Origin of the sequence: Paramesorhizobium endophyticum (assembly GCF_014640615.1) — a bacterium.
Lineage (GTDB): Bacteria > Pseudomonadota > Alphaproteobacteria > Rhizobiales > Rhizobiaceae > Paramesorhizobium > Paramesorhizobium endophyticum.
This window is the reverse complement of sequence record NZ_BMHH01000038.1, coordinates 1-19,825: the sequence shown is the minus strand read 5'-3', so window position 1 is coordinate 19,825 and position 19,825 is coordinate 1. Positions and strand designations below refer to the sequence as shown.

The 19,825-nt window shown below is 60.1% G+C and carries 19 protein-coding genes and 1 pseudogene; 18 read left to right on the top strand and 2 right to left on the bottom strand.

The features are described from left to right. Positions 1 to 473: 473 nt before the first annotated feature. Positions 474 to 1,379, bottom strand: coding sequence for a LysR substrate-binding domain-containing protein (locus IEX53_RS22525; RefSeq protein WP_188826422.1), 906 nt, complete (start codon positions 1,377 to 1,379; stop codon positions 474 to 476). A 154-nt stretch (positions 1,380 to 1,533) separates the two neighbouring features. On the opposite strand from IEX53_RS22525, the gene IEX53_RS22520 reads away from it, so the two are divergent. The 3 genes from IEX53_RS22520 to IEX53_RS22510 are packed head-to-tail and all read left to right on the top strand — an operon-like array spanning position 1,534 to position 4,721. After that, on the top strand, positions 1,534 to 2,748 hold the full coding sequence (locus IEX53_RS22520; protein ID WP_188826421.1) for an MFS transporter: 1,215 nt from the start codon (positions 1,534 to 1,536) through the stop codon (positions 2,746 to 2,748). Continuing rightward, complete coding sequence (locus IEX53_RS22515; RefSeq protein WP_188826420.1) at positions 2,738 to 3,763, top strand: LLM class oxidoreductase; 1,026 nt, start codon at positions 2,738 to 2,740, stop codon at positions 3,761 to 3,763. The genes IEX53_RS22520 and IEX53_RS22515 overlap by 11 nt, the downstream gene beginning before the upstream one ends. Positions 3,764 to 3,770: 7 nt before the next feature. Then, complete coding sequence (locus IEX53_RS22510; RefSeq protein ID WP_308429166.1) at positions 3,771 to 4,721, top strand: LysR family transcriptional regulator; 951 nt, start codon at positions 3,771 to 3,773, stop codon at positions 4,719 to 4,721. Positions 4,722 to 4,785: 64 nt separating this feature from the next. On the opposite strand, the gene IEX53_RS22505 is transcribed toward IEX53_RS22510, so the two are convergent. After that, positions 4,786 to 5,004 carry a helix-turn-helix domain-containing protein gene (locus IEX53_RS22505; protein WP_188826418.1) on the bottom strand — a complete coding sequence of 73 codons (219 nt, stop codon included), beginning with the start codon at positions 5,002 to 5,004 and terminating at the stop codon, positions 4,786 to 4,788. 166 nt (positions 5,005 to 5,170) lie between these two features. Between IEX53_RS22505 and IEX53_RS22500 the strand changes: the two genes are divergently transcribed. The 15 genes and pseudogenes from IEX53_RS22500 (at position 5,171) to IEX53_RS22430 (ending at position 19,509) form a co-directional block, all read left to right on the top strand. Continuing rightward, positions 5,171 to 5,452, top strand: a complete 282-nt coding sequence (locus IEX53_RS22500) for a DNA -binding domain-containing protein (protein ID WP_188826417.1) — start codon at positions 5,171 to 5,173, stop codon at positions 5,450 to 5,452. Positions 5,453 to 5,554: 102 nt separating this feature from the next. Further along, the gene (locus IEX53_RS22495) at positions 5,555 to 5,758 is read left to right on the top strand and encodes a transcriptional regulator domain-containing protein (RefSeq protein WP_188826416.1); all 204 of its coding nucleotides are present in this window, start codon (positions 5,555 to 5,557) and stop codon (positions 5,756 to 5,758) included. Between the two features lie 37 nt (positions 5,759 to 5,795). Further along, positions 5,796 to 6,335: a DUF2285 domain-containing protein gene (locus IEX53_RS22490; protein WP_188826415.1), complete on the top strand. Its 540-nt coding sequence runs from the start codon at positions 5,796 to 5,798 to the stop codon at positions 6,333 to 6,335. 130 nt (positions 6,336 to 6,465) lie between these two features. Beyond that, on the top strand, positions 6,466 to 6,747 hold the full coding sequence (locus tag IEX53_RS22485) for a helix-turn-helix transcriptional regulator (RefSeq protein WP_188826414.1): 282 nt from the start codon (positions 6,466 to 6,468) through the stop codon (positions 6,745 to 6,747). A gap of 17 nt (positions 6,748 to 6,764) precedes the next feature. Then, the gene (locus IEX53_RS22480; RefSeq protein WP_188826413.1) at positions 6,765 to 7,934 is read left to right on the top strand and encodes a replication initiator protein A; all 1,170 of its coding nucleotides are present in this window, start codon (positions 6,765 to 6,767) and stop codon (positions 7,932 to 7,934) included. Further along, complete coding sequence (gene parA, locus IEX53_RS22475) at positions 7,931 to 8,584, top strand: ParA family partition ATPase (RefSeq protein ID WP_188826412.1); 654 nt, start codon at positions 7,931 to 7,933, stop codon at positions 8,582 to 8,584. Before IEX53_RS22480 ends, parA begins: the two co-directional genes overlap by 4 nt. Further along, the gene (locus IEX53_RS22470; protein WP_188826411.1) at positions 8,581 to 9,324 is read left to right on the top strand and encodes a DNA-methyltransferase; all 744 of its coding nucleotides are present in this window, start codon (positions 8,581 to 8,583) and stop codon (positions 9,322 to 9,324) included. Before parA ends, IEX53_RS22470 begins: the two co-directional genes overlap by 4 nt. Continuing rightward, on the top strand, positions 9,321 to 9,572 hold the full coding sequence (locus IEX53_RS22465) for a ribbon-helix-helix protein (protein WP_188826410.1): 252 nt from the start codon (positions 9,321 to 9,323) through the stop codon (positions 9,570 to 9,572). Before IEX53_RS22470 ends, IEX53_RS22465 begins: the two co-directional genes overlap by 4 nt. Further along, positions 9,569 to 10,090, top strand: a complete 522-nt coding sequence (locus tag IEX53_RS22460; protein ID WP_188826409.1) for a DUF2840 domain-containing protein — start codon at positions 9,569 to 9,571, stop codon at positions 10,088 to 10,090. The genes IEX53_RS22465 and IEX53_RS22460 overlap by 4 nt, the downstream gene beginning before the upstream one ends. Beyond that, on the top strand, positions 10,087 to 10,632 hold the full coding sequence (locus tag IEX53_RS22455; protein ID WP_188826408.1) for a S26 family signal peptidase: 546 nt from the start codon (positions 10,087 to 10,089) through the stop codon (positions 10,630 to 10,632). Before IEX53_RS22460 ends, IEX53_RS22455 begins: the two co-directional genes overlap by 4 nt. Before the next feature lie 45 nt (positions 10,633 to 10,677). Then, positions 10,678 to 11,013 carry a DUF736 domain-containing protein gene (locus IEX53_RS22450; RefSeq protein ID WP_188826407.1) on the top strand — a complete coding sequence of 112 codons (336 nt, stop codon included), beginning with the start codon at positions 10,678 to 10,680 and terminating at the stop codon, positions 11,011 to 11,013. Positions 11,014 to 11,147: 134 nt separating this feature from the next. Continuing rightward, entirely contained in the window at positions 11,148 to 11,771 is a 624-nt protein-coding gene (locus IEX53_RS22445) for a lytic transglycosylase domain-containing protein (RefSeq protein WP_188826406.1), read from the top strand. Between the two features lie 243 nt (positions 11,772 to 12,014). Next, positions 12,015 to 13,755 (top strand): annotated as a pseudogene (locus tag IEX53_RS22440) (relaxase/mobilization nuclease domain-containing protein). A gap of 525 nt (positions 13,756 to 14,280) precedes the next feature. Then, the gene (locus tag IEX53_RS22435; protein WP_188826405.1) at positions 14,281 to 18,555 is read left to right on the top strand and encodes an NACHT domain-containing protein; all 4,275 of its coding nucleotides are present in this window, start codon (positions 14,281 to 14,283) and stop codon (positions 18,553 to 18,555) included. A gap of 216 nt (positions 18,556 to 18,771) precedes the next feature. Continuing rightward, positions 18,772 to 19,509: a hypothetical protein gene (locus IEX53_RS22430; protein ID WP_188826404.1), complete on the top strand. Its 738-nt coding sequence runs from the start codon at positions 18,772 to 18,774 to the stop codon at positions 19,507 to 19,509. Positions 19,510 to 19,825: the final 316 nt, after the last annotated feature.

Sequence of the window (19,825 nt, the reverse complement as noted above, 5' to 3'; positions counted from 1 at the left end):
TGCGGGCAAGCCGCTTGCGGGGATCTGTGCGGGGGGCGTCCAGTAATGGACGTCCCTACCGCGAACATGATAGTCCATCCAAAAGGGTTAAACAGGCTTCGCCCGCTTGAACGCATCTTTCCTTCTCGGGAATGGACTTTCACCAATCCCCAAGTAACGCCGCGTTCCCTATGTAGTTGAACGGGGAAGGATGTTGTTCTGACTAGCACTCGATTTGTTGTCGTCCGCCTGGTGCGAACGTAGGATTGATTAGCACGCGACCATTCAACGGTTAATCGCAAAGCGGAAATTGCCAATGCCCGGCGCAAAAAGTTCAACATTGTTGAACTTTTCAACGAAGGTGGATTTGCTTGCTGCCTCTTTTGCAGGATGAAAGCCCTGAATAGAGCGAGAGGTGCGCCGTGGTGGGAGCGAAACGGGGGAGGGGGGAGAGAGTTCCAGCCGATAGCTGGCGCCAAGGGCGGTTTCGGCTTTCAGCTGCTTGCGCCCATGCGCTCCGCCAGAAAATCGACGAAAGCCCTGACCCGCGCGACGAGTTGTTCATGCCCGACAAACACCGCATGGATCAGTTCGGTGTCGCCAGGGTTGAATTCCTCCAATATCGGGACCAGACGTCCGGCGTCGATATCCGACTGCACATGGAAGCGGGCAAGACGGGCGATACCGAGGCCTGCTACCGTCAGTTGGCGAGCGGTCTCGCCATTATTGACCTGGATATTCCCGCGGATGGGAATGGATCGGATTGGTGTGGCGGAGTGGTCCTGGAAAGGCCATTCATCCATGCTGCGCCGGAAATTGAAAGCCAGGCAATTATGATTGGTGAGATCCGTGGGCCTCTGCGGAATACCGCGACGGGCGAGATATTGCGGGGCGGCAACCACGACATAGCGGCTTTCCCGCAGTTTGCGCGCCTTCAGACTTGAATCGCGCAGCGGACCCACGCGGATGGCAACGTCCGTTCTGTCCTCGATGAGGTCGATCAGGGCGTCGGTCAGCGAGAAATCCAATTCGATCTCGGGATATTTCTCGAGGAATTCAGGAAGAAACGGCGTCACCCAGCAATTGGCGATTGGCACCGACGCATTCACGCGCAGCCTGCCGCGCGGCGTCGCGCATGCTCCTGACGTTATCGTGCGCTCGGCCTCATCGATCTGGGTGAGAATATCACGCGCATGCTTCAGATAGACTTCACCCTCCTGGGTAAGGCGTAAGGAGCGGGTTGAACGCACCAGCAAGCCGGTACCGAGCCGCTCCTCGATGCGGCTGATCACCTTGCTGACTGCCGACGGCGAGAGGTGAAGCCGTCGGGCGGCGGCAGCGAAGCTCGCCTGCTCCGCGACCTCAACAAACACTTCCATCTCGCCGGCGCGGTTGTTCATCCGACGCTCCAATCATGAAATTAATTCACCGATCCATTTTCAATATACGCGATTAACGCCGGAATTACGAGGCAATACATTTTCCATCACCGTTTGCGGCGTTTCTGCCGCCCGAAACCAGAAATCTATCGAGACGAACAATGGGATAACGACAATGCACCCAGCTCTTTTCGCACTGGCAATCAGTGCCTTCGCAATCGGAACTACCGAATTCCTGACGGTCGGCATCATGCCGAACGTTGCTCACGATCTGGGCATCACCCTGCCGATGGCCGGGCTTATCGTGAGCGTCTACGCCCTTGGCGCGACAATCGGCGCACCTGTCCTCACGGCGCTAACTGGACATATTGCCCGGCGGCCGCTTCTCCTCGGGCTGATGACATTGTTTACTCTTGGCAACATGGTCGCGGCGATCAGCCCGAACTATGAGATTTTGCTCATCGCCCGGATCATGACCGCCTTTGCGCATGGCGTGTTCTTTGCCATTGGGGCGACCATTGCCGCCAGCATGGTCCCGGAAAACCGCAGGGCATCGGCTATCGCCATTGTCTTTTCCGGTCTCACCATCGCCATTGCTACCGGCGTCCCGCTCGGCACTATGCTGGGGCAAGCCCTGGGATGGCGTGCATCCTTCTGGGCGGTGACCGGCTTGGGCCTCGTCTCTCTCCTTGCCATGTTCGCCCTTCTTCCGCGCTCCATAAAAGTCCAGACGCCGGGCACACTCGCTGATCAGGCACGGGTGTTGGGAAGCGGGCGGCTGTTGATGGCCTTCGGCATGAACCTCTTCGGCTATGGCGGAACCTTCGTCGCGTTCACCTATCTCGCGTCGATCCTGGAAAACATCACCGGCGTTGCTCCGAACCAGATCGGAATCATGATGTTCCTTTACGGGGCGTCGGTTATCGCGGGCAATATCATCGGCGGGCGCGTGGCGGATCGTGACCCGGTTCCCGTCCTCATCATCATGTTCGCTTTGCAGGCGGTCGCGCTGGCGGCATTCACGCTGACAGCCGGCTCCTTGATTGGAACCGTCCTTACGCTGGCCCTGCTCGGGGGCTTGTCCTTCTGCAATGTTCCCGGCCTGCACCTCTACGTCGTGCAGCTTGCGCAAAAGCACCGTCCCGGCGGCGTCGATGTTGCATCTGCCCTCAATATCGCTGCCGCCAACCTCGGCATCGCCCTGAGCGCCGCTGTCGGTGGCATGGTCGTAGACTCGCGGCTCGGCCTTGGAGCGACGCCTTGGGTCGGCGCTCTGCTGGTGACTGTCGCTCTCGGTCTCACCGTCTGGAGTGGGCTGCTCGACCGGCGGGAAAGGGCGATGGCCGCAAATGCCGGTCCGGAGCTCCAGGGAGGTGGTCATGGCTACTGACCGTTCCCCAACCGCACTTGATCTGATCCGCCGTCGGGATGGCCTGACTATCGGCATCGAACTGCCGCTCGACAATGATTGGTCTCCTGAAGGCGAGGCTCGCCGCAAAGCGGATGGCCGTCCTTTCGGTGTGCCGGATCTTTCCGCCTATCCCGACCTTGTCACCCAGGTGGACCGCTCGGGCTTCGCCGCCATTTGGATGCGCGATGTTCCGGTGTTCGATCCGCTCAACTTCGGCGATGCCGGCTCGGTCTACGATCCATTCGTCAATCTTGGATTTCTGGCTGGGCTCACCAGGAATGTCGCGCTGGGGACTGCTGCCATCGTGCTCCCCTTGCGCCATCCCATGATGCTGGCAAAGGCGGTTGCGTCTGCTGACCGCCTCGCCGGAGGGCGGCTGATTCTGGGCGTCGCTTCAGGTGATCGCCCGGTCGAATATCCCTTGCTCGGGATCGACTTTGAAGAACGCGGGAAGCTTTTTCGGCAAGCCGTCGAATATATGCGCGAAGCATGGACGCCCGGCGGTCTACCCTTGGGCGAGGGCAGGCGACACCCGTCTCTCGCCTTATTGCCGGCGCCTTATCAATCCGCTGTTCCGATGATTATTGCCGGGCAGGGACAGCAATCGCCCGACTGGATTGCACAAAACATGGATGGCCGGTTCGTCTATCCCAATAATATCGAGGCTCTCGCCCAGCAAGCCGCAGGATGGCGGCACGCACGGCGCATGCTCGGTCTCGATGACGGCGTCTTTATCAGCGCATTCCATCTCGATCTTGCCGACGATCCGGATGAAAACCCGACACCCCGCCGCTTCGGTGCCCGGACAGGGCGAAATCCCCTGATCGAGCTTCTCCGAGCTTTGGAGAGAGCAGGGGTCAATCACCTTGCACTGTTGCTGCGTCCGTGCCGCCGCCCGTTGCCCGAGGTGATAGCGGAACTCGCAGAAGAGGTGTTGCCCCATTTCGGAAAGCCCGTTTCTGCGGCCCACCGGCAGGAACAATTATCGGAATGACAATACGATGTGCCATATGGATTTTCGGCAATTGCGATATCTGATTTCGGCCGCGGAACACGGGAGCTTCCGTAAAGCCGCGGCCTCGCTCCACGTCGAACAATCGGCTATCAGCCGCCATATCCGCGATCTCGAAATCCGGCTTGGAACGCCGCTTTTTATTCGCAGCCATTCCGGCGTCAGCCTTACCGACCAGGGGAAGATATTTGTCGAGAACATCAGGCGCGGCCTGGACCAGATCAGAAGCGCAGCGGAACTGGTAACAGCAGCATCGGGCAATACGATCCGGATCGGCTTGCGGTCGTCTCTGGGAAATGGGTGCCTTGCCGAAATATTGCAACGGTTTGGCGAGACGCGCGGAGGCGTGCAGCAGGAAATATTGGAAGGCAATGTCGAGGATCATATCGCTGCTCTTCTGGCAAACCAACTCGACATTGCCTTTCTCGCCGGTTCCGTCGACGCTCCCCATTGCCATGCGATCGACCTTTGGAAAGAGCGTCTGTTCGTCGCGTGCCCCAAAGCACACCCTTTGGCGAGGTGTTCCTCGATCTCACCAGAAAGCCTGAGCACTGAACGGCTCATGCTGAGCGAACGCGAGTTTGGCTCGGAAATCTTCGCGTTCCTCAAAGGGGTTGGCGCGGGAGTTGCCATATCCCGCGCAACGCTCTGCATGACCGGGCGCGAAACGCTTATGAGCCTTGTGGGGCTGAAACACGGATTCACCCTTGTGACCGAGGCGAACACCTCGGCAATCTTCCCGAATATTGTTTATCGCCCGCTTGCCGTCAGCGATCCCTACCTGTCGTTCAAGGCCGTTTGGGCACATAGCAATAGAAATCCCGCCGTCAGGCATTTCCTGAATATCGCTAAATCCGTTGCCCGCGACGATAGGCACGGCCGCCCTCGACTACGCTCGAACGGAGAAACTCGCCTGCGCACGCAAGGTGCGTCCGCGTAATCACCCTTATATTGGGAAAGGCATCATTGGCAGTGCCCTTTGGTCCCCCAGCATTCCTGGCTGTTTAATTCTGATCGTCGGGCTTGACGAGCTCGACATGGCTCACCCCGAGCGCCTGCGCCAATTCATACAGCGTGATAACGGTCGGATTCCTCCGTCCACGTTCCAGACCACTCAGATACTGTTGGCTGAAACCGGAACGTGCTTCGATCTCTTCCTGCGTCAGGTTCTTCTCCCGACGCAGGCGGGCGAAGTTCCGGCCAACCAGCTTGCGCATATCCATGTGCAAGCGATGGCAGTTTACATACTATAAGTTTATCAACTATATTATGTAATCGCCGCGTGAAGGGATCGAACATCCCCGAAGCATGTTTCCCATGTTCCTGCTGTTCCACACCCGTTTTATAGAAGCAGCTCAGTGAACCACAAATGCTCATAGAGTAACGCAGATGGGACAATTGACCTCCACATTTCTGGACGAACCGCCGACAAGCCAGACGCTCACTGCCTATGACGGTGAGCACATGGTTCTTTATCTTCGGCTCCTCGATTCCGCGCGTGAAGGTGCAGATTGGCGGGAAGCTGTTCGAATTCTCTTCGGCTTGGATGCCGAACGTGATCCAGAGCGTTGCCAGCATATTTACGAAAGTCATCTTGCTCGGGCACGTTGGATGTCCGAGCAAGGCTATCGCGATCTGGTGCGCAAAAGCCAGCGGCGCATATCGGAGTGATGCTCCCTGAGCATCACTCTTGGCTGACAAAACAACTTCCGCAAGGGAACCTGCGCGTGAATCTTCCCATGGTCGGTTTCGATGGAGGGGAGGAAGACCGTGATGGCAGCGGATATACCAGACTGGCGCTCTTCTGCGAATTACGAGCACGTGGAAAAGCTGACCGCATCCGACCTTGCTTGGGAATGGCTGCGGCGCAATGAAAATTACCTCCGGGATTTCGAGCTTCTCTCCCACGCCGAAACCGAAAAGGAAAAGCTGACGGAGACGATCAGGCAGCAATGGGGGTTGCGATTTCGCCATTGATCCTCGCAACGCACCGCCGGAGGCACCTGTTCTGTGGATGCCGCATGAGGACACGAGCGCCATCATCATTACAGCGGCACCAGCCTATCTGAACAACACCATTCGCTCACCGCGAAATCTTGATATCTTACCTCGCGTCGATGGCAGCGAGGCCAGCGGTGACCTGTTTTACGATCTTGGCAACGGTGAGCGTCTCCAACTTCTTCACTATGACATTCGAACCGATAATGACGCACCTCTGGTCGCATTGGTGCCGCTTGGCCTGGACGGATTTGGCCGCCTCGAATCTGTCGGACGCCTCCTCTCCGCCATCCATGGTAGCGCAATACCTCCCGACACGCGCCTTACCGCTCAGCAGAAGGCGCGTGCGCGACGAATGTTACAGGCGTTCGATGGCCGTCGTTCGGGTGCGACCCAACAGGAAATCGCTCACATCATTTTCAGGACCGGCCGGCTTGGCCGAGACGAATGGCAGGCATCTTCCGTCCGTCATGCCGTGACGTCGCTTTTGCGGGATGCCAAAACCATGGTTTCGGGCGGATACCGCAAATTGCTCCGTCATCGCCGCCGTCCCTGATGCCGGGCATGGTGTGGGATTTTAGGCCCTGCCAATTTCGCGCTGCATCCCGCCGGTTTCCCTACGCCATCGTGATTTTCGTCAGTCGCTGATCGCAAGCGACAGCAACGAATCTTACGGAGACCGATCCATGCGACCAAATCTCACCGGTTTGCCGCCACGTTACCTGCGCACCAAGGAAGCCGCTGAATTTCTGAGCTTGTCTGCCCGTACGCTCGAAAAGCACCGGACCTATGGCACTGGCCCATCCTATCGCAAGCTCGGTGGGCGCGTTGTCTATGCCGTCGATGACTTGCAGGCATGGGCAGCCAGCGGCGCTGTCACTTCGACCTCCGATCCACGCGGGAAGGTGCTACCGGCGAAGCGTCAGACGCTCCCCGCAGTGCCCCAGCCGGGCCGCTACGCGCGCTGATCGGCAGGTTCTCCACCATGGCGGCGCGGCATCGCCCCCCCTCGGAGCGCGGACAGCTTGACTTGTTTCGTGCGCTCCCCGGCGACTTCGCACCAAGAGACGCGCAGGATCTCATGGCCTATCCCTTCTTCTCCCTTTCAAAATCCCACCGCATCACACCGATCGATTTCGTCGCCGGTAACGTCTCGATCCGGGTCGAAGCCGTTCCCGATCACGGCATGGCGACCATCTGGGATGCCGACATCCTGATCTGGGCAGCGAGCCAGATCGTGGAAGCCCGAGACGCCGGGCTTCGCACCTCCCGGCTGATGGCGGCCACCCCTTACGAAATCCTCACCTATGTCGGACGAGGCACCAGCTCACGCGACTATCAGCGCCTGAAGGCCGCACTCGATCGGCTGCAGTCCACCACGGTTTCCACCTCGATCCGCCAGCAGGTCGAAGGACGCCGCCATCGTTTCTCCTGGATCAATGAGTGGCAGGAGCGCGCTGACCGCAACGGTTGCCCGGAAGGTATAGAGCTGATCGTGCCGGACTGGTTCTATAAGGCCGTTCTCGACGATGCGCTCGTGCTCACCATCGATCGCGCTTATTTCGAGCTAACCGGAGGATTGGACCGCTGGCTTTACCGGCTGGTCCGCAAACATGGCGGCCGCCAGCGCGATGGCTGGCGTTTCGACTTCCGTCATCTTCACCAGAAATCCGGCAGCCTGTCACCATTCAAGCGCTTCGCCTTCGAATTGCGCGACATCATCCGTCGTCAGCCGTTGCCCGGTTACACGCTCTTCCTGGAAAGCGAGATCGGCGGGCGAATGCTGCTTGCCTTCGAACCCGCGCGGCCTTGTGGAAAGCCTGTGGACGGCCTCGTGCTATCAGGAACCCGTACTCACGTGCTATCGGGAACCCGAGGCTCGTGCTATCAGGAACCCAAATACGGGTTAACCTGCGGAAATCAAACACGAAATCGCGCCCTTAACTTAGATTCTAACAAAGAATCTAACATTGAAGAGCGCGGGCGCGATGTGGAAAACCTCGTCCGCGGCGCAGCTACAAGCCTCGGTATAGCCTCGGAGAAGGGCGCGCCATCACCGTCCCGATCAGATCCTGATCGCGTCGGCACGTCTGCTTCCGTTGATTTTGAAACGCCCCAGCTTCCTCTCGACAACCGGTCGGGAGGGTCACGATGATCGTGGCTTTCCTCAACCAGAAAGGCGGTGTCGGCAAGACAACGCTGGCGCTGAACCTCGCTGGTGAATGGGCCGCGCGAGGAAAGCGCGTCACCCTGATTGACGCGGACCCGCAGGGCTCGGCGCTCGACTGGTCACAGCAGCGCGAACATGAAGGCCTTCCGCGTCTGTTCGGCGTCATCGGCCTGGCGCGCGATACGCTCCACCGTGAAGCGCCCGAACTGGCGCGAGGCGCGGATCATGTGGTGATTGACGGCCCGCCGCGCGTCGCCGGGCTGATGCGTTCGGCCCTGCTCGCCGCCGATCTGGTGCTAATCCCGGTGCAACCTTCGCCGCTCGACGGCTGGGCCTCGGCCGAGATGCTCGCGCTTCTGCGCGAAGCGCGGATATATCGGCCCGACCTTCATGCGCGCTTTGTCTTGAACCGCTGCGGCGCCCGCACTGTGCTCGCCCGCGAAACCGCCGAAACGCTGGCCGATCACGATCCGCCGGTGCTCTCCAGCACTATCGGCCAGCGCATCGCCTTCGCGGCGGCTGCGCAGTCCGGCCGCCTTGTCAGCGAACTCGATCACGATACGCCAGCCGCCCGCGAAATCGCGGCGCTGGCCGCTGAAATCGGGCGTCTTGGAATCGGGAGGACCGCATCATGACGATCCTCACCGGCGATTGCCGCGAAATCATGCCGACGCGCGGCCCTTTCGACATGATCCTGGCTGATCCCCCTTACGGCGAAACGTCGCTCGCCTGGGATCGCCGCGTCGATGGCTGGATCGCGCTCGCCCGCACAGCACTGCGGTCGACCGGATCGCTCTGGGTGTTCGGCTCGCTGCGCCACTTCATGGTGACCGCCGACCAGTTCGCCGATGCAGGGTTCCGGCTGGCGCAGGAGATCGTCTGGGAAAAGCAGAACGGCAGCAGCTTTCATACGGACCGTTTCAAACGAGTACATGAGCTGGCCGTTCAGTTTTACCCCGCCGAGACGCCTTGGCGAGACATCTACAACGATGTCCAGACCACACCAGATGCGACGGCGCGGAGCGTGCGGCGCAAGCAGCGGCCACCGCACACCGGTCATATCGATGCCGGCCACTATGTCAGCCATGACGGCGGACTGCGGCTCATGCGCTCGGTCATCCATGTACGCAATTGCGATGGCCGCGCCATCCACCCGACCGAGAAACCATCGGCCCTTCTTGAAATTCTGATCAGAACAAGCTGCCCAGAAGGCGGCCTTGTCGGCGACTGGTTCGCCGGATCGGGCGCAGCCGGTGAAGCCTGCCGGCTCTCCGGCCGGCGCTATCTCGGCTGTGAGATTGACGTCGACATGGCGATGAAGGCTCGCGCCCGCATCGCCTCCGCTCTGGCCTTGGGCGGGAGCGCCGCGTCATGAATGAGCGTCCCGCCCGCAAAGGTTTCGCTGCCCGACCCGCCGATCCCAAGCATTGGATCAAGGCTGCCGATGTACCGCGGCGCGATGGAGAAGTGGGCGGTTACACCGCACGGCTTACCATCGACGTGACGCCGGAGCTGCGCGGCCGTATCAAGGTGACCGCTTTCCGGCGCGGCACCACCGTCGCCGACATGCTGCGCGAACTGCTCGCGCGTGAATTTCCCCCGACCGAAGGAGACCACCCATGACCGGCAACGCGGCTTCCCGCTTGCGCGGCGGCCTGTTGCCGTCCGTACGTTCCACCGACAACATGACATATGTCGAACTGACCTGGATCGAGAAGAAGATCGAATTCTGGATCAGATTCGGCCGAGAGGCGCATGTGGAAATCCTCGACCGCCGCAGGCGTGTCGTCTCTTTCCGGCCGAACAGCATCTTTGCGTTCGTCCGCTGGGCCGCCAACGATTTCGGCACGGTTATGTCGCGTATCGACATCGTGCGCGCTGTCGAGCCGGGCGAAGCCTACCAGACGCTGCCCTTCGTGCGTCCTGGTGGCGAAATCCTTCTGAAGATCGAAGGCTGGCCAAAGGTCGAAGCCGTTCTTCACCACATCGACGCCGTGGAGCGCGCCGGCATCGATGCCTGCGATGTCGCGCCCGATCACTGGCGCCACGTCGCCCACCGGATGCGCGCCGGTGAGACGCCGCGAGCATACACCGTCGAGCGCCATCAGGCGTGGCTCAAGCGGCGGGGAACCGGACGGTGACCCGCTTCGGCTATGCCATGGTGACGTATTTCGCGGCGATGAGCGTTGCCGTCGCCGCGTTCATTCCGACGCCGCCCAAGCTCATCTGGAACGCCACCGCCAGCGCGCCGGTCGGGCTCTACACTATCGCACCGGCTGACCGGTTCGAGGTGCCTGAATTGGTCGCCGTCCGGCTGCCCGCACCGCTCACTGACTTCATGGCGAAGCGCGGCTATGTCAGCCGCGGCACGCCGATGTTGAAGCGTATTCTGGGATTGCCGGGACAGCAGGTTTGCCGGATCGATCACGTCATAACCATTGACGGTATCGAGATGGGGGATGCGCTGGAACGTGATCGCCTCGGCCGTCCGCTCCCGATCTGGCGGGGCTGCCGCACCATCGCGACTGGCGAGCTTTTCCTCATGAATCCGGAAGTCCGCGACAGCCTCGACGGTCGCTATTTCGGACCGCTTCCGGCTTCGGCAGTCATCGGCCGGGCAACTCCTCTCTACACCGACGAAGACGGTGATGGCCGCTTCGTCTGGCGCGCGCCGACGCGGTGACGGCGTGCCCAGCCCGTCCTCACCGCAAATCCAAAGGAGGCCACCGTGGCTCAGATCGGCCAATTTAGACGTACGCAATCCGGCTTCTCAGGGCAGCTCAAAGCGCTCGGCATCGAGGCGGAAATCAACTTCGTTCCTGCCGAGCCATCGAATTCCGAGAACGCCCCGACTTATCGCATTCTGCTCGGTGACGAGGAGGGCTTCTACATCGGCGCTGGCTGGACGCATATTGGCGGCCGCGCCGGCGAGTATGTTTTGATCGAGATCGACAGCCCGCTCTCCGCTAAGCCGTTACGCGCCAATCTTTTCAAATTCGGCAGCGACGGGTCCCTCTGGGGCTTGCATATGAACCGGCCCGCCAAACCACGCAGAGAGGATTGAGCGTGCGCCGAATTCGTCGCTCCGTAGCGTGTCGGCTATCTTCCGTCCGGCATAGCGCTGTCCTTCTTCTCCTTTCCGGGCTGCCCTCCGCCGCGTTCGCGACGCTTCCGGTTTTAGCGCAGACGCCACCGGCGATGCGGGTTGCGGCTGGCGATTCCTATGCCGCGCATATCGCCGAGGCGTCGCAGCGCTTCGGCATCCCGCAGGAGTGGATCGTCGCGGTGAAGCGGGCCGAAAGCAATGACGATGCGCGCGCCGTGTCGTCCGCCGGTGCGCTCGGGCTGATGCAGATCCTGCCCAAGACATGGGCCGAACTGCGCGCCCGTTATGGCCTGGGCAGCGATCCTTTCGATCCGCGCGACAACATCATCGCAGGCACCGCCTATCTGCGCGAGATGCTCGATCGCTACGGCACCGTTCCAGCCATGCTCGCTGCCTACAATGCTGGGCCGGCGCGGTATGAGGAATACCTCGCAACTGGTCGTTCCCTGCCGGTCGAAACACGTGCCTATGTCGCTTTGCTCGCACCCGCTCTGGGCAGCGCTGTGCCGTTCGACGAACCGCGAACCGCACTCTGGCAACCGACCGATTGGCGCGAAGCGCCGCTCTTCGTGGCGCGCGCGGGCGACCGCCCACCTGCCGCCGGTCGTTCGCCAACCGGCCTGCCACCTCTCGTTCCGGTCCAGACTAACAGCGTTGCCGGGTCGCAGGCGACTCCCATTTTTCTCACCCGGCGCGCGGGGGAGGGCCCGCAATGACCGTCAATCGCCTGTTTCGCATCCCGTCGTGCTCGCGCGCATCATGGAGGGTGCCAGGAGTGGAAGCGGGACCAGCAACCGGACGATGGCAGGATAAAACGGCGCACATTGCGCGGCGGTCGCGTCGTTGTTTTTGCTGGGATTTCAGGTGCGCTCCGCACATTGCCTGGCTCTGCCGCAATGTGCGCAACCGCTTCAAGGCCTTTTTTCTGCGAGATTTTTTAAACATTGCGGGGCAACGCGATGGTCGATGAGCGCGAGTTCCGCGTCCGTCCGGGGCGCATCCGTTCCACGCGGGCGCAATCGTCGCGGCCCTTCATTGCGCAGGCGCTCGCTGCGGCGAAGAAGGCCGGCGGTGGCGTATCGCGCTCCGGCCGCGTCGTTCCCGACAACCGCTCGCGCTTTGGTCACGGCCAGCGCGCCAGCATCCAGGCCAATCGGCTGATCTCCTCCCGTTCGCGTGGCGCCGTCGTCAAGGCGCGCGTCGTTCGCAATTCGGCGCGTACCGCGCCGCTCGGCGCCCATCTCAATTATCTGCGCCGGGAAGGCGTGACCCGAGACGGGGAGAAGGCCCGCCTGTTCGGGCCCGGTACTGAAAATGCCGATGCCGGTGCCTTCGCCGAGCGGTGCCAGGATGACCGGCATCATTTCCGGTTCATCGTTTCGCCGGATGACGCGCTGGAAATGGCCGACCTAAAATCCTTCACCCGCGATCTTGTCAGCCAGATGGAGAAGGATCTCGGCACCCGGCTCGAGTGGGTGGCCGTGGACCATTGGAACACCGAGCATCCGCATGTCCATCTGATCGTGCGCGGTGTCCGCGACGATGGACAGGATCTCGTCATCTCGCGCGACTACATCAAGGAAGGGATGCGAGACCGGGCGCGTGATCTCATCACCCAGGAACTGGGGCCACGCACCGACCTCGACATTCGCCGCTCGCTGGAGCGCCAGATCGAAGCGGAACGCTGGACCCAGCTCGACCGTCAGCTCGTCCGCGATGCGCGAGAAACCGGGATCATCGATCTCGCGCCGCGATCCGACCGCCCCGCCCGACGAATTTCATGCCCTGAAGGTTGGGCGACTTCGGAAACTGGAAATCCTTGGGCTAGCCGGACAGGTCGGGCATTCGCAGTGGCTCATCAAGCCCGAAGCTGAGACAGTGCTGCGCGAACTCGGCGAGCGCGGCGACATTATCAAGCGGATGCACAAGGCCCTGACGGAACGCGGCATCGAGCGGGGGTCAGCGGGCTATGTGCTGGCGAGCGAAAGCCTGGATGAGCCTATCGTCGGTCGGCTGGTCGAACGCGGTCTCGACGACGAACTGAAGGGCACGGCTTATGCCGTGGTGGATGGGGTTGATGGCCGCACTCACCACATCAAGCTACCCGATCTCGACGCGGCGGGCGACGGCGCCTCCGGTTCTATTGTCGAGTTGCGCAAATACGATGACGCACGCGGCCGGCGCCGTGTCGCACTTGCCGTCCGCTCCGATCTCGACATCGGCCGACAGGTGACTGCATCGGGCGCGACTTGGCTCGACCGGCAAGCGGTTGCCAGAGAACCGCTGTCGCTTTCCGATGGCGGCTTCGGCGCCGAGGTGCAGCAAGCCATGGAACGGCGCGCCAACCATCTGGTCGAGCAGGGTCTCACCGAGCGACAGGGGCACGGCGTGGTGTTCACCCGCAAACTCATCGACACCTTGCGCCGTCGCGAGTTGGATGCGCTTGGCGAAAAGCTCGCCGCCGAAACGGGGCAGCCGTTCAACCGCATCGGCAGTGGTGAATATGTCGCCGGCACCTACCGCCAACGTTTCGCTCTCGCCTCCGGTCGCTTCGCCATGATCGATGACGGCCTCGGCTTCCAGCTCGTTCCGTGGAGTCCTTCGCTCGAAAACCAGATCGGCAAGCACGTTTCCGGCGTCGCCCGCAATGATGGCGGCATCGATTGGAGCTTCGGCCGCAAGCGGGCGATGGGATTGTAGGGCCACGCCGTTATCGGATCGAGAGTGAATAGGAACACATGAGAGTCGGTGCATAATTGACCGACAGCGCTTTCCCAAACAATAAAACGATGATTTGCAGCGTCGCGAAGAGTGGCTAAGTTGCGACCGATAGGGGAAGCCGCACATGAGCAACCATTTTACTAACCACGCGGTTACCGACAAAGCGCCCGTAGGTAAGGCCGCCGTTTTCGGGAGGCGCACTGTTCCTGCGACCGCGACCTTCGGTTCCGAAGCTGCCCAACAGTTGATGCGATCCTTGTCTGGTAGCGTGACCATGTGGACGAACTACTCGGGCCTACCGGTTCTCATATCGATCAGTCCCGTTGGAGCTGCGTTTGGGCAATGACGGCGCGCAATTCTTCAAAAGTAACGGCGCCAGCCAAGAAGCCGAGCCGTGATGATTTCCCAGCGCCCGTAAAGCACCTGCTAGCACAGCGCGTTGGCTGGCTCTGTTCCAAGTGCGGTCGGCCAACATTAGGTCCTCGCATGGGGGAGCGGGGCTTCGTGAGCGTCGGCGTAGCAGCTCACATCAAGGCGGCCTCGGAAGGGGGCGCGCGCTATGACCCCTTGCAAACGCCGGAGGAACGGAGGTCCTTCGACAACGGCATCTGGCTTTGCCAAAATCATGCGCACCAGATCGACCACGACGCGCAAGAGTTCACGGTCGAAACACTCCGCGAGTGGAAGCGCGAAGCCGAGCAGCGGGCGTTCGACCAACTGACCGGAACCGGTGGTGAAGCGCGTGTCTATGGCGCTCAGGGCGAACTGATCGAAGAACTGCGGCACGTCGTGGCCGAACTCCGTCTACCGCAGGCAAGCGACCTCGATACCGTTCGGCTCAGAGTGATGTCTGGCGCTAAGCTCCATCTCGATGGCTTCCAACGGATGCCGGGCTGGCCTCGTCATGCCATACAATTGACCATGAGCGCCGAGGGGCATGCGTCGTCGTCGGCCCGTTTTGATACCTCACAACTAGGGCAACTGCTCCAGGCGGCGCAGGAAATCGTCTTGATCGCTCCTCCGGGGATGGGGAAGACCACCACGCTTGTCCAAGCGGGACAGTGCCTCTTAGACGGCCCGGTAGCTCCCGTATTCATACCTCTGAAGGAGTGGGCTGAAGCGCGCGATGATCTGTTTGCCTGGACGGTGAATAGGAACTCGTTTGTTGGCATTCGAGCGGAGCATCTGAAATTTCTCGCCTATCACGGACAACTCACACTGTTGCTCGATGGATGGAACGAGGTACCTGCCGATGCAAGGCGACGTCTTATCATCGAGCTGGACGGTCTCCGCCGCGATTTTCCGTTATTGGGCATCCTAATGAGTACGCGTCGGCAGGCCGTCGATGTTCCCCTTCGAGACCCGCGCCGTATCGTCGTTCTTCCCTTGTCCGAAGGTCAACAGAAGGAACTCGCGGCAGGCCTAACCGGTGAGGTGGGGTTGAATGTTCTCGACAGAGCATGGCGCACGCCGGGCCTACGGGACCTTGTCGGCATTCCGTTGTATCTCTCCGTGCTACTAAAGCTATCACCGGACGGCCAACTTCCTGAGACACGGGAGGAGGTCTTGCGCCGCTTCGTCAATGAGCATGAGACCGATGCGGCACGGGCAGAGACCCTGGAGCGCCGCTTGTTCGGTAATCAGCAATCGTATCTAACCGGTTTGGCTGTTACGGCCCAAGAACACGGCAGCCCGGCAATCGCTACCCATTCGGCCCAGCAGGCCATCGGCAAGATCAACCACGACCTAGTGCAAACGTACGTCGTGCAAATGCCGCCCAACCCTGCTGAAGTCCTCGACGTGCTTGTCGCCACACACGCTCTCGAGCGCGATCCCGCCGGAAACGTATCGTTTCAACATCAGCAGTTTCAGGAATGGTACGCGTCCTTCGACGTAGAACGCGAGCTTCAGAATTCGGCGTTGCCGTTGAGCCTATCGGCGCCATTTGTCGTCAAGCGGCTCAATGACCCGGTGTGGGGTGAGGCCGTCCTCTTCGCGTGTGAGCGGTTGTCTCGAAATGGCAGTGCTGGGGATGTCCTCGTTGCCGCGATCGTTGAGGTGCTGCTGCAGATCGATCCAATCTTCGCGGCAACCATCATACGGCGCAGCTCGCAAGCAACATGGACCCTCGTGGCCGATAAGGTACTCGCGTTCACGAAGGCATGGCACAAACCTGGGCTTCCTGATCGGGCGCTCGCATTTATGATCACGACGGGCCGTCCCGAGTTTAGCGACGTGGTATGGCCTCTGGTGACGAGCGCCGATCATCAAATCCAGCTCAGTTCCCTGCGCATCGCAGGTCGCTTTTACCCGGCGGTTCTAGGCGATCGCATCGACACTGAGTACACAGAACTTCCGGAAGAGATCCGATCGTCGCTGCTGGGCGAGCTGATCGACAACGGGGGTAGTGCTGGCATCGACATCGCTATGAAGTTCGCTCTCGCGGACGACAGCGTTGCCGTGCGCCAACATGTAGTCGAATCTCTGATCTTTCGCGCTGCTGTTCGACAGGCTGAGGAGCTGCTTCGGAGCTCCTCAGCGGAGGTCATCGCGGCCGTCGCGACGACAGGTTACTATGACGATGTCTCGGATTCTGAACTGCTCGCCAAACTAGCGGACGCCCAGCGGGCACAGTGGGAGGTGATAGAGGCTCCAGATATGCGTTTGGCCCGCATACCGCGGACCATGCCTAAGGGCGAGAAGGCCAAAGTTATCGCCGATTTGCTGTCGGACCCGGCATTCAATTTCAGATCGGACGCGGCACGAAATAGCCTTTTCGAAGTAGCTCGCGAATTTCCTGAGATCCTCGAAGCGACATTGGTGGCGCGCATCGAGGGGGCAATGGAAATACCATCGCATGCACACGAGTATGTACGCGACAGCGCGGCACGAGACTCCGATCGTGTACGAGTTTTACTGCAGACACCGCATGAGCCCGCAGCGAAAGGGGCGGCACTCATTGCTGGCCTGGACACAACCCACGAGCTTTGTCTCCAATATCTGTCTAACTATGCCGCATTCATTCAGCAGGGAGATCGATCACAAGCGACTTACCAACCTACTCGCGACCTTGAAGCGGTCTTGGCGCTGACGCCAGGTTCGTCCTTCTTTGACGCGGTCGCTCGGTTCAATCGAGAAATCGGCCCGGACGAGATCAGCCGACTTTGCCGGCTGATCGGCGCGCACGGAAGGGATAACGATAGGAACGCACCGTCCTTAACTACCGAAGCCCGAGCCAAGATCACGCGGACGCTGCAACTATGGGCAGAGACACTGCTGGCCTCTCCAGCGGCCACGCGCAGCCACCTAGCCGATGTCGCTGGGGTGATGCGACGGCTTCCGGATCCGACCCACGCGGTCTATCTGGCTCGCATGCTGGAGCGCGACCAGCAGGTATATTCGCGGGCGCACGACGCATTTTGGGCCAACAGGAATGACAGAGATGCGCTCCATGAGATACGTACGCTGCACGAATGGGCATATCGTGACGCGCTCGTGGCCGTAGGCACGGATGAAGCCGCACGCGTACTGACAGCGCATCTGACTGATCAGTATTTTGGCCCCCAAGCAGCCGTAGGGCTCATGCTCATTTGGCGTAACGAAAACGGTCGCGAAGAGGAGGCTAGGCTTGGAAAGTGGCCAGATGCTGGCGCTGCCGCTGCCCAGCGACAGGCGCGCGAAACTGCTCCGGAGGCAACGACAGCTTTCGCCGAGGCGATCTTCAAGATCGTAGGTGCGCTCCTTGAAAGCGGAGACCCTAAAGACCTGATGCGGGCCGCGAACATGGCCGGCTCAGCGGTGCTGATGCCTCACGGAGACAAGTCGCAAGCGCTGGACCGCATTCTTGCCGGAGCACTTTCGCCCTCCAGCGCGTATGATCTGCTGAGTCGCATGGTGATGGGCGGCATCACAGTCCGATCAACTGATCTCATGAAGGCGCTCTCCGCCGCGGTCGCCGAAGTAAAAGACCGGACCTGGTTGAGCGATCAGGATGCCGACGGTCTACTCAGGTGGATCGAGCTTTTTCCTTTTTCAGATCGACCCGAGGACATGATTGCTGCTCTGGAAATCCTCCCAGGGTCCATCAGGGTTCAACATTGGCGCATTCGTGACATGCTCGACTCGGTAGCCGTCATCGCGGGAACGGAAGCTCCCAGTTTGATACGTGAACTGATTAAGCGGTTTCCCGACCTAGCGAACCAGTATGAGTTGCATCTTGCGCTCCTCAAGCAGCCGCCCAACGTTCTCATAGACATCCTGCTCGAAATTGCGAATGGCCAGATTGGCTCTCGACGAGGCCTCGATGCGATGAGTCATCGGCTGCCCGAGCAGGTTGTTCAGCGACTTTCTCCTGAAAATCTCGAACTCGCAGTGACGCGGTTCAAGGAGGCGCCGCCAAGTCCTGGGAAAGCGCTTCTTGGAGAAATCCTCGCAACGGTCAACGACCCAAAGCTCTTTCTATTGCTTGCCCAAGACAACACAGGGCGTTCAGTCCTCGAGAAGCGCCTTCACAGAACTCTGGATGATCTAACTCATGACAAGGTCAGCCTCAACGGCTCTCAGATCCATTATGAAGTGTTTCGACGCGACACGTCGCGCCTTCGTGCCGGCCTGTTTTCCCTTATCCTGGCTTGTGACTCGGAAGTTTCTAGTTTTGCGGCGCGTTGCCTAGACATTGTAGATGCGACCCGCGATGAAGAGGGAATGTTAGCAACTGAGCCTCGCCATCCGGACATCTCTAAGGGAGAGCCGTGGCCACGGGTCATTATTCCTGGATGACCGAGAAGAAGCCTATGGTACTTCTTTGTTCTAGGCGGAATCCTCGCCATAGGGTTCGTCACAATGTTCGCTTTGTGACTATTGTACCGTGTGGAGCGGAAGCTAGAAGGATGTTAGGCTACACGCGTGCGGTTTCAGGCATCGGGGGGCTGTTGCACCGACCACTACAGACCGGCCTTTCAGAACCAAGTTCAACTAACCTGCAGGGGATTAGGGATGGCGACGCAATCACGTCCGCTGGACAAGATGCAGAGTGCCATCCAGTTAGCGGCTTTTCACTATATCGCTTGCTTGAAGGCGATGCCAAGTAACGCCGATCACAAGCTCACCATTGGAAAGGCGGAGTTCCATTTCGAGAACATCCGGACCGCAGATAGCAGGCTGCTTCATGGCGAGTTCCAGAGATGGGCTGCCTCTGCAGTTCTGCGTGATCTGGTTGAACACTTCTCGATATTCTTGATGGAGGTCTATAGAGATGCCGTCATGAAGGCCCCCGGACGAACGTTTGCTGTAACACCGAGCCGGTTTGAACGGCGAGGGATTGAGGACCAACTCACCATCCTTGCTGCTGAGTTCTCCGTCGCTCCGGAGTGGATAATCCTGCTAACTGGCTATAACCGTGCTCGAAACTGCTTGGCGCATCGCGCGGGGATCGTGGATCTGCCGGATGCGACGGATGGATCCGAATTGGTTGTCCGCTGGCTCGTAGCAAAGACAGCCCTAGCGGAGGGCCCCCCGAGTCGACTCGTTGATATCCAGGGCCCGATGGGCGCTCTCGTTCGCGGGCACCACATTCATGGCGTTTCAGCCGCGATATTTGAACTGCAAGATCGTGAGAATAGAGTGGCGGTTGGAAGCACTCTTCACTTCCTTCCCGACGAAGTGCTTGAGATTTGCCAAACGTTTCAGCTCGTGGCAGCTGCATTTAGCGAAATTGGAGCGGGCCGCGTCTAAAGTCAGCTGTAGTTCTACTATGGAGCGGGGTATGGACAGTGCCTCCTTGGCTACTAAACCCTTGGCTCAGAATATTTGGTGTTGGTCTTTGGCGAAAGGTTGCCGCTGCAATACCATCATTCTACATTGAATACAGTCGGCCAGTTGGGCCAGAATGGTCGCTTCGGGAAAACGTCCACCCTAGATTGGACGCAAGGCCTCGGAGGAACCTACGCGCGTTACAGCAGGCTCGAACACACACACACCTAGCGCGTGTCGTCATTTGAGGGTTATGAACGCAGCGACGAGTTGGACAGCACCTAAGAATGTGCTGGCG